7 protein-coding genes are annotated in these 10058 nt (G+C 71.3%); 4 read left to right on the forward strand and 3 right to left on the reverse strand.

All coding sequences use genetic code 11. The features are described 5' to 3' along the window. Window positions 1–1798, reverse strand: a 1798-nt coding sequence (gene murJ / locus QM633_RS10555; RefSeq protein WP_415153715.1) for a murein biosynthesis integral membrane protein MurJ, incomplete at its 3' end; no start/stop codon positions are given. Then, window positions 1795–3798 (reverse strand): hypothetical protein, encoded by a 2004-nt coding sequence (locus QM633_RS10560; protein ID WP_415153716.1) that lies wholly within the window; start codon window positions 3796–3798, stop codon window positions 1795–1797. The genes QM633_RS10560 and murJ, both read right to left, overlap by 4 nt. 65 nt (window positions 3799–3863) lie before the next feature. On the opposite strand from QM633_RS10560, the gene QM633_RS10565 reads away from it, so the two are divergent. From QM633_RS10565 to QM633_RS10580, 4 genes are all read left to right on the forward strand, one after another. Then, window positions 3864–5309, forward strand: a complete 1446-nt coding sequence (locus QM633_RS10565; RefSeq protein ID WP_415153717.1) for a CCA tRNA nucleotidyltransferase — start codon at window positions 3864–3866, stop codon at window positions 5307–5309. Continuing rightward, on the forward strand, window positions 5302–6078 hold the full coding sequence (locus QM633_RS10570) for an HAD family hydrolase (RefSeq protein ID WP_415153718.1): 777 nt from the start codon (window positions 5302–5304) through the stop codon (window positions 6076–6078). The genes QM633_RS10565 and QM633_RS10570 overlap by 8 nt, the downstream gene beginning before the upstream one ends. Before the next feature lie 151 nt (window positions 6079–6229). After that, window positions 6230–6646, forward strand: coding sequence for a MarR family winged helix-turn-helix transcriptional regulator (locus QM633_RS10575; RefSeq protein WP_415153719.1), 417 nt, complete (start codon window positions 6230–6232; stop codon window positions 6644–6646). After that, window positions 6643–7932 carry an MFS transporter gene (locus QM633_RS10580; protein ID WP_415153720.1) on the forward strand — a complete coding sequence of 430 codons (1290 nt, stop codon included), beginning with the start codon at window positions 6643–6645 and terminating at the stop codon, window positions 7930–7932. The genes QM633_RS10575 and QM633_RS10580 overlap by 4 nt, the downstream gene beginning before the upstream one ends. Before the next feature lie 127 nt (window positions 7933–8059). Here the strand turns inward: QM633_RS10580 and QM633_RS10585 are convergent, their stop codons facing one another. Next, window positions 8060–9739 carry a long-chain-fatty-acid--CoA ligase gene (locus QM633_RS10585; protein WP_415153721.1) on the reverse strand — a complete coding sequence of 560 codons (1680 nt, stop codon included), beginning with the start codon at window positions 9737–9739 and terminating at the stop codon, window positions 8060–8062. Window positions 9740–10058 lie beyond the last annotated feature (319 nt).

Genomic DNA, 10058 nt, shown 5'->3' on the forward strand with positions numbered 1-10058 from the left:
CTGCGGCACCCACCCCGGCGGGCGCCGGTACGGCCGCTCCCGCCGGTCCGGCGCCGTCCCCTTCCGCTGTGGCCGGCCGGGCCCGGTCGCCCTCCTCGTCGGCACGGTCGGCGGCCGCCTCGGCCGCGTCCGTCTGGCCGTCGTCTCCCCGGGACCGGCGCAACTGCTGCAGCAGGGTCGTGGTCTCGGGGATGTTCAGCCGCTTGGCGGCGAAGAAGAATGCGAGCACCGCGACAATGCCGGCCAGGGCGAGCCCCAGGACCCGCAGCAACAGGCTCGGGTACCGCTCGAACCACCACGAGATCACCCACGCGAGCGCCGCGGCCGGCACCGTGGCGACCAGCAGCCTGCCGAGGTGGCTCAGGGTCGCCCGCCCGGGCAGTTCCGGCAGCCGGCGGCGCAGCACCCGGTGGGTGACCGCGACGCCGACGACGTAGGAGATGCTGTACGCCAGCGCCAGCCGCGCGGCGACCGTGGTCGGATCGTCCCACGGCAGTGCGAGGGCGAGCGCGGCCAGGGCGTTCGCTCCGCTGATCCAGATCTGCAGCAGGAACGGCGTGCGGGTGTTGTCCATGGCGAAGAAGGCCCGCAGGTACAGGTACTGGATCGTGAACGGGATCAGGCCGATCGCGAAGGCCATCAACGCCCATGCGATGTAGATGTAGTCGTGCGCCCCGGTGCCGTTGCCGAAGGCGAGCCGGGTGATCGGGTCGGCGAGCACGATCAGCCCGACGCTGGCCGGCAGCAGGAAGGTGGTGGCCAGCCGCAGCGCCTGGTCGGTCTCCCGCGCGACGCCCGCCCGGTCGCCGGCGACCGCGTAGCGGGACGCGCTCGGCAGCATCGCCGTCGCCAGCGAGACGGTGAGCAGCGAGTGCGGCAGGATCCAGATCAGGTAGGCGTTCTGGTACACCGTCCAGCCGGCGCCGCTCGCCGTCGCGGTGTCGGACGCGGTCGCACCCGAGGCGAGGTTGGCGACCAGCATCTGCACCAGCGTGGTCAGCGCGACGTAGCCGACCATCCACTTGGCGACGTGGAAGGTGCGGCCCAGCCCCGTCCCCTTCAGGTCGAAGCGGGGACGGTAGGTGAAGCCGGCCCGCTTCAGGTAGGGCAGCATCACCACGGTCTGGACGACGATGCCGAGGGTGGAGCCGAGCGCCAGCCACCACGCCTGCTGGTCGGTGAAGGGGTCGCCGCTGAGTGCGGTCTGGTTGCCCCAGATCGCCAGGTAGAGGGCGAACACCCCGATCGAGACCACGTTGTTGGCGATCGGGGCCCACATCATCGGGCCGAACCGGTCGCGGGCGTTCAGCACCTGGCCGATCAGGAAGAACACTCCGTAGAAGAACAGCTGCGGCATGCAGATGTAGCTCATCAGCAGCAGCGAGCGCCAGTGGTCGGCCATCTCGGGCGCCGTCCAGGCCCGCGCGAACAGGCTCATCACGAACGGCGTCGCGAGCGTGACGATGAGGGTGAGGGCGCCGAGGATCATCACGAAGCCGGTGATGATCCGGTCGACGAACGCCTTGCCGCCGTCCTCGTCGTGGGTGACCGCGCGGACGATCTGCGGCACCAGGACGTTGTTCAGCGTCCCGCCGGCGAGCAGGAGGTAGAGGGTGGTCGGGACGGTGTTGGCAAAGTTGAACGCCTCCACCTGCCGGGTGCCGTTGCCGAGGACGAAGGCGATCAGCATCGCCCTGATCAGCCCCAGGACACGGGAGACCATCGTCCCGGACGCCATCACGGCGGTCGCGTTGATCAGCCGGCGACCGCCGGCCTGGCCGGCCTGGCTGTCGCTCATCCGGCGCTCTCACGGAGGTGCTCGGGGGAGGGCTCCGCCTGGCCGGCCGTGGCCTCCCTGCGCCGCACCTGCCGGATCCGCCACGCCGTGGCGCCGACCAGGACCAGGGCGGACACCGTCACGATCACCCAGGCGACCACGCCCAGGTCGGTCACCTCGATGATGATCGAGGTGTCCGGGGTGATCCGCCGCCCGCTCTCGGTGGCGGCGTAGGCCCTGGCGGTGACGACACCGTTGGAGGTGGCCTCCGGGCGGATGTTGACGGTGACGCTCTGGCCGGGCTCGACCGTCACCGGGTCGGAGGCGGGCACCGAGAGGCGCTGGGGGTTGTTGGACGCGACCACGATCCGCAGCGTGATCTCCTCGGTCAGGTGGTTGGTGACCGTGATCGGGAACTGGTTGGCCTTCGAGGACATCACGAACCGTGGGCTCGCGTCGAGGACGACCGAGCGGCCGAGCGCGGGCACGCCGACGAGGTCGTTCATGCCGGCCAGCTGCTCGTCGAAGCCGCGCGAATCGTCCACCCACGCGGTGGAGATCGCGCGGGAGACCGCGGCGTCCGACTGATCGGGGAGCGTGGAGTTGCGGGCGAGCTCGGCGTAGGCGGTGAAGTCGCTCTCGAGCCGGCCGATCGCGCCGAATTGCTCGCTGGTCAGGTGGGCGGGCCTGGCCGACTGCAGGTTCGCCGCCCGGTGGCTGGCGTCGGTGTCGAGCAGCTCGCCCAGGTCGCGCCGGACGGTCCACGACGGGGAGTCGGCCTCGTCCGCCTCGACCTCCGCGACGCTGGTCAGCAGCCGCGCCTCGCCGCGGGCGCCGGCGATCACCGTGGCGGCGAGCGCGTACTGCCGGCGGAGGTTCTCCGGCAGGCCCCCGTCACCGGGGAAGGCGGCCGAGACGCCCAGGACGCCCGGCTCGTCACCGTCACCGCCCTGGAGCGCTCCCGCGGAGGTCGTGTTGCCGGCCAGGGCCAGGGTGACCGACGAGCCGGCCAGGGACGCCAGCGTGGCCGAGGTCAGGGAGAGCCCGTTCGGGACCGCGACGATCGGCAGGTCGTCCAGGCCGGTGACGGTCGCCGCGGCGCGTTCGGACCGGCTCACGGCCAGGTCGTCGCCGGCGGAGCGTGCCCCGTCGAGGTCGGGGTTGGCGAACAGGGTGCGGGCGCCGGCGTCCCGGTCCAGCGCGTCGAAGCGCTCCAGCCACTCCTGCGCGACGGCCTGCCCGGCTCCCGCGACGGTGCCGGCCCCCTTCTTCACCTGGTAGCCGTCGGCCATGTCGCGCACCTCGTCGAGCAGGGCGGGGTCGACCAGCCAGCTCATCCCCGGCCGCCCTGCCGCGTCGACCAGCGAGGCCAGCCGTCCGCTCAACTCGGTGGCGAGGTCGTCGTTGCGGAAGAGGCCGTCGACGAGCTTGGTGGGCGGCGCGGACAGCAGCACGATCGAGGTCACCGGCACCTTCGACTTCGCGGGCACGGCCACGTAGGTGCGCAGCTGGCCGACGGTGCGGTACTCGCCGGTGGGCTCGGCGTTCGCGATCACGTCCGCACCGAAGGCGAACGCGGCCCCCCTGGTGTCGAAGCCCAGCTCTCCGATCGTCGCGCGCAGCGTCACCTGGTCGGTCTGGCCGGGGATGAAGGCCTCCGTGGAGGTCGTGACCACCACGTAGTGGTCGGCGCTGATCGGCAGCCGCGAACCCAGGATGTTGTTGCTGTTGGCCTGCCGGAGCGTGGCGAGGCTCTGGATCTCGTCCCGCGAGCGCCACAGGATCACCTGGACGCCGTAGGCGTCCACGCTGCCGGTGTTCGTGACCGTGCCCTCGAGCGTGACGGTGTCCTCGGCGTTGTGGCCGGACACCTTCAGCGAGGTCATCGTGAAGGACACCTGCGGCTGCTCGGCCGCCTGCGCACGCGTACCGGGCACCCACGCGAGCAGCCCCGCCACGGCCGTGACCCAGGCGAGCACCAGGGCCAGGGCACGGTGCGTTCCGCCGGTGCCGTCGATCACCGTCCCATCGTACGGGGGCGAGGCGGGACGTCCGTCCGCGCCACCCCCGGGTAGAGTGGTCCGCCGTGCCCGACCTGACTCCAGCGCAGCGCGCCGCCCTGGCGGACGTGCGGGTCGCGGGCCCCCGCGTCCGGCTCCTGACCGGGCTGTTCGCCGCGGCGGGCCACGAGCTCTACCTGGTCGGCGGATCGGTGCGGGACGCGCTGCTCGGCCGGCTCGGCAACGACCTGGACTACACCACCTCGGCCCGGCCGGACGAGATCGAGGCGCTGGTCCGGCGGGTGACCGGCGCGGTGTGGGACGTCGGCCGCGCGTTCGGCACGATCGCCTGCCGGGTGCGGGAGGACGACGGGACGGACTGGCTGGTCGAGATCACGACCTTCCGCGCCGACACCTATGCCGACCACACCCGCAAGCCGGAGGTCGTGTTCGGCGACCACCTCGGCGGCGATCTGGTCCGGCGGGACTTCACGGTGAACGCGATGGCGCTGGACGCCGTGTCCGGGGAGCTGCTGGACCCCTTCGGCGGCATGGCCGACCTCGACGCCGGGTTGATCCGCACGCCCGCGGCCCCCGAGCTGTCGTTCTCCGACGACCCGCTGCGGATGATGCGGGCGGCCCGGTTCACCTCGCAGCTGGGCTTCCGCGCCGTTCCCGAGGTGGTGGACGCGATGCGCGCCGACGCGGAGCGGATCCTGATCGTCTCGGCGGAGCGGGTCCGGGACGAGCTGGTGAAGCTGCTGCTCACCGACGACCCGCGTCCCGGGCTGAACCTGCTGGTCGACACGGGGCTGGCCGATTTCGTGCTGCCCGAACTGCCCGCGCTGCGGATGGAGCGCGACGAGCACAACCGCCACAAGGACGTCTACGAGCACACCCTGACCGTGGTCGAGCAGGCGATCGCGCTGGAGAGGGCCCGCGGGCACGCGCCCGACATCATCAGCCGGCTGGCCGCGCTGCTCCATGACATCGGCAAGCCGCGGACACGCCGGTTTGAGGCGGGCGGCAAGGTGTCGTTCCACCACCACGACGTGGTCGGGGCCAAGCTCGCCCGCAAGCGGATGCAGGCACTGCACTTCTCCGCGGAGGAGACCAGGGCGGTGGCGAAGCTGGTGGAGCTGCATCTGCGCTTCCACGGCTACTCGGAGGGCGAATGGACGGACTCGGCGGTGCGCCGCTACGTCCGCGACGCCGGCGACCAGCTGGAGCGGCTGCACATCCTGACCCGGTCGGACTGCACCACCCGCAACCAGCGCAAGGCGCAGAACCTGCGCAGGGCCTACGAGGAACTGGAGTGGCGGATCGACGATCTGTCCGCCCAGGAGGAGCTGGACGCGATGCGTCCCGACCTCGACGGCACGCAGATCATGGCCCTGCTCGGGATCGGCCCGGGCCCGGTGGTGGGGCAGGCCTACCGGTTCCTGCTCGAGCGCCGGATCGATGAGGGTCCGCTGGGCGCCGAGCGCGCCGAGCAGGAGCTCAGGGACTGGTGGGCGGCCCGGAATGGGTGAGCCCGAGACGTCGTCGGTCGACCCGGCGACCCCGTTCGTGCTCCCGAAAGGCGGCCTTGCTCCCGGGAATCGGGGAGCAACGCCGCCTTTCGGGAGCGTCCGGGGTTCGGATCGGGGGCTGGATGGGCTGCGTCCGGCGGGGATCGTCTTCGACTGCGACGGTCTGCTGATGGACACCGAGCCGTGCTGGACGGTGGCCGAGACGGCGGTGTTCGCCGCCCGCGGGTTGCCGTACGGGCCGGACGAGAAGGCGCGCTTCATCGGCAAGAGCGTCCCGGCGACGGTCGCGCTGATGGCCGCGATCTTCGGCGAGGCGGGCAACGAGGACGCGATCGAGGTCGAGGTGCTGAGCACCATCGAGGACGTGATCTCCCGGGAGGCCCAGCCGATGCCGGGCGCGCTTGACCTGGTCGCCGCGCTGCAGGGACGGCTGCCGATCGCCGTGGCCAGCAACTCCCCGCGTGCGGTCCTGGACGCGGCGCTGGCCCGCGCAGACCTGGCCGGTGCCTTCGGTGCCGTGATCGCCGCCGACGAGGTGGTGGTCCCCAAGCCGGGCCCCGACCTCTATCTGACCGCGTGTGCGCGGCTCGGTGTGAGCGCGCCGGAGAGCCTCGCCTTCGAGGACACCACCACCGGCGTCGCGGCCGCCCGCGCGGCAGGCATGGCGGTGGTCGGCGTCCCCTCCCTCGACCCTTCCGGCTTCCCCGCCGACATCGTCCTGGCGTCCCTGGCCGACCCCGCGGTCCTCGCCTGGGCCCGCTCCCTCTGACCGGCCGCCCCCTCGGCCGGACCTGCCGTGGCGACCGGTCCCGGGCGCGCGCTCACCACCCGTCCGCCGGACGACGTCCTTCGCCGCTCCTGGGGCCGGTCGGCTGCCGCCCGGGAATGGTTAGCCGAACTAATGAGTTAAGCTAAGTATCATGATGTCGATCGAGCACCTCGCGAACGAGGTCCGGATGGCCTGCCAGCAGGTGAGCCGGCGGGTCAGGTTCGAGGCCGGCTCTCAGATCCCGCCGCACCAGGCGAGCGTCCTGTTCAAGCTGCAGGACGGGCCGCGGACGCCGGGGGAGCTCGCCGACGCGGAGCGGATCGCGCCACCGTCCATGACGAAGACCGTGAGCTGCCTGGCCGAGAAGGGCCTGGTCACGCGCGACGACAACCCCAGCGACGGGCGGTCCAAGCTGGTCGCCCTGACGGACGCGGGGCGGGCGGCGATCGACGAGGTCGTGCGGGTGCGGGACGACTGGATGGTGCACAAGCTGGAAGGACTTTCGGAGGCGGAGTTGGACTTGTTGGAGCGGGCGACGGAACTGTTGAACCGGGTGGTGGCGAAGTGAGTGCGGTCGCGGCGGAGCGCGTCCCGATGTTCTCGTCCTTCGGCATCCGCAACTACCGGCTGTTCTGGACCGGCGGCTTCGTCTCCAACATCGGCACCTGGATGGCCCGGATCGCCCAGGACTGGCTGGTGCTCACAATCCTCACCGCGAACTCCGCGGTGGCGCTCGGCCTGACCACGGCCCTGCAGTTCCTTCCGGTGGCGGTGCTGGCGCCCTACGCCGGGTCGCTGGCCGACCGGTTCTCCAAGCGGAGGATGCTGATGGTCACCCAGCTCGCACAGGCCGTGATCGGGCTCACCCTCGCCGGCCTCGTGCTCGGCGGCGGGGTGCAGCTGTGGCACGTGTACCTGCTGGCCACACTGCTGGGCGTGGCCGCGGCGTTCGACGGCCCCGCCCGGCAGGCGATGGCGCCGGAGATGGTGCCCCAGACGCTGATCCCGAACGCGGTCGGGCTGAACACCACGAGTTTCCACTCGGCCCGCCTGATCGGCCCCGCCGTGGCCGGACTGGTCATCGCGTGGTGGGGCGTCGGACCGGCGCTGCTGATCAACGGGATCAGCTTCGTCGCCGTCCTGATCGCCCTGGCCATGATGCGCGAGGACGAACTCACCCCGTCCCCGCGGGCGAAGGCGAAGGGCTCCATCGTGGCCGGGCTGCGCTACGTGAAGTCGCGTCCGGACATCATTCTGCTGATGTTCCTGGTCTTCATGCTGGGGACGTTCGGTCTGAACTTCCAGATCACCAACGCGCTGATGGCGACGTCGGTGTTCAAGGTCGGGGCCGAGGACTACGGCGTGCTCAGTTCGATCATGGCGATCGGGTCATTGGCCGCCGGCCTGATGGCCGCCCGCCGGACGCAGCTGCGGCTGCGGCTGATCATGGGGGCGCTCGCGCTGTTCGCCGTGGCCTGCGGGCTGCTGGCGATCGCACCCAGCTACCTCTGGTACGCGATCCTCCTCGTCCCGGCCGGTTTCACCTCGCTGACGGTGATGACGGCGGCGAACGCGTCCGTCCAGCTGTCGACGACACCGGTGATGCGTGGCCGGGTGATGGCGCTCTACCAGGCCATCTTCCTCGGCGGGACGCCGCTCGGCGCCCCGATCATCGGCTGGATCGGCGATGTCTGGGGTCCGCGCTGGACGGTCGCCGTCGGCGGCATCATGTGCGCGATCGCCGTCCTGGTCGCGTTCGGCTACATCGTCCGCCGGGCGGGCTGGGACGCGATGCCCTGGCACAACCACCGCGCCGACGCCGTCCTCGTGGAGGACTTCGAGGACGTCCGCTGACCGCCCCGCTCCGGCCCGGCCCGCCTTGAACGGGAAAGGAACCGTCCCCCGAACGAGAATGGGGACGGTTCTTTTCCCGTTCGCTGGTGTGTCCCCAATTCCATTCGGGGGACGGTTCCTTTCCCGTTCAGGCGTGGGCGGCCAGATAGTCCTCGCGGACCTGCTTGCGGAGTACCTTTCCCAGCATCGAGCGGGGGAGGTCATCGACGACCGCGAAGCGGCGTGGCACTTTGTAGCCGGCCAGCCGCTCGTGGCACCAGGCCTTGAGCCCGTCCTCGTCCAGGGTCGCGCCCGGACGCAGCACGACAACGGCCGCCACCCTTTCCCCGCCCGAAGGTGCGGGGACGCCGATCACGGACGCGTCCGCGAGGTCGGGGTGGGTGCGCAGCACGTTCTCCACTTCGGACGGCGCCACGTTGAAGCCACCGGTGATGATCAGCTCCTTGACCCGGTCGACGATCGTGGTGAAGCCGTCCGCGTCCACCGTGACCACGTCGCCGGTGCGCAGCCAGCCGTCGGGCAGCAGCGTCCGCCCGGTCTCCTCGGGGTTGTTCCAGTAGCCGCCGAACACCTGCGGACCCTTGATCAGCAGTTCGCCACGCTCGCCTTGGGCGACCTCGCGGGTCGGGTCGTCGGGATCGACCACCCGCATCCACGTGCTCGGGAAGGGGATGCCGATCGTGCCCGTCCGCCGGCTCGGCGCGAACGGGTTGCCCAGGCAGACCGGGGACGCCTCGGTCATCCCGTAGCCCTCGACCAGCAGCCCGCCGGACACGCTCTCCCACAGTTCGACCACGGCGTCGGGGAGATTCATCGCCCCGGAGATGCAGTACTTGGCCGAGCGCAGAGAGATGCCCCGCTCCTTCGCGCGGTTCGCGGTCCGCTCGTAGATCGGAGGCACCGCGCAGTAGACCGTCGGTGGCGACTTCTTCGCCGCGTCCAGCACGAGGTCGACGTCGAAGGCGGGGAACAGGACGATCCGGCCCTGCTTGAGCACACCGTAGGTGAGGAAGAGCGTCATCCCGAACGCATGGAACAGCGGCAGGATCGCGTAGAACACCTCCTTGCGGTACTCGGCGCCATGCATCCACGCCTCGCCCTGGCGGGCGTTGGCGAACAGGTTGAAGTGCGACAGCATCGCGCCCTTGGGGACGCCGGTGGTCCCCGACGTGTACTGGATCACCGCCAGGTCGTGCACGGTCGGCCTCGGGTGGGACGCGGCCAGTGGCGGCGCGGCCAGCAGCCGCTCCCAGCCGATCGTCCCCGGTGCGGGCTGGGTGAGCCGGTCGCGGGTGGCGCGCAGCTTCTTCAGCGGCAGGTTCAGCGCGAGCCGCTTGAGCGCGGGGAAGGCCTTCAGCAGGTTCACCGAGACGATCTGCTGCAGCGGGATGTCGTCCGGCAGCGCCCTCAGCTTGGCGACAGCCGCGTCCCAGCAGATCGCGACGCGGGCGGCGTGGTCCTCGAAGATGTGCCGCAGCTCACGCTCGGTGTACAGCGGGTTGTGTTCGACGACGACCGCGCCCAGCCGCAGCACGGCATAGAACGCCACGACGTGCTGCGGACAGTTCGGCAGGACGATGGCCACCCGGTCGCCGGCCTTCACCCCGAGCCGGCGCAGCCCCTCGGCCGCGCGGGAGATCTGGTCGCCGAGCTGGGCGTAGGTCGTGGTCCGTCCGAAGAACTCGGTGGCGACGTGGTCGCCCGCCTCGGCGACCGACCGCTCGTACAGCGCCACCAGCGACTCGGTCGGCAGCTCGATCTGTGCCGGTACCCCCGGCTGGTAGTGCTTCACCCACGGTGCGTCCACGAGCCTGACAGTAACGGACGCGCCGGCGCCGCGCGGTCAACAGGAGCAGGCGGCCGCCGTGGAGTCGAGGTGGGCCGGCGGGGACGCCCGACTGCCCTCACGATCTCGGTGGGTGCCGCGACCACCGGGTGACCTCGCCGATGTTCACCGTCGGCACCGACGCCCACGCCGCGTTGACCGAGCCGGGCAGAGGCGGTTGGTCGACTCCGCACTGGCCGCTGTCGGCCGGCCCTGATTCCTCCCGCCGTGCGCAGTGCCGCAACGAAGCCGGGCACTCGCGACTTGTACAGGGTGTGGGAGCAGGCAGAGCCTCGGATAC

It is taken from the genome of Propionicimonas sp., assembly GCF_047606205.1.
Taxonomy (GTDB): Bacteria; Actinomycetota; Actinomycetes; order Propionibacteriales; family Propionibacteriaceae; genus Propionicimonas.

Excerpts from the sequence above, each read along its gene's own strand:
- QM633_RS10570 (WP_415153718.1), top strand. The coding sequence starts at position 5,302 with ATGGGTGAGCCCGAGACGTCGTCGGTCGACCCGGCGACCCCGTTCGTG.
- QM633_RS10575 (WP_415153719.1), top strand. The coding sequence starts at position 6,230 with ATGATGTCGATCGAGCACCTCGCGAACGAGGTCCGGATGGCCTGCCAG.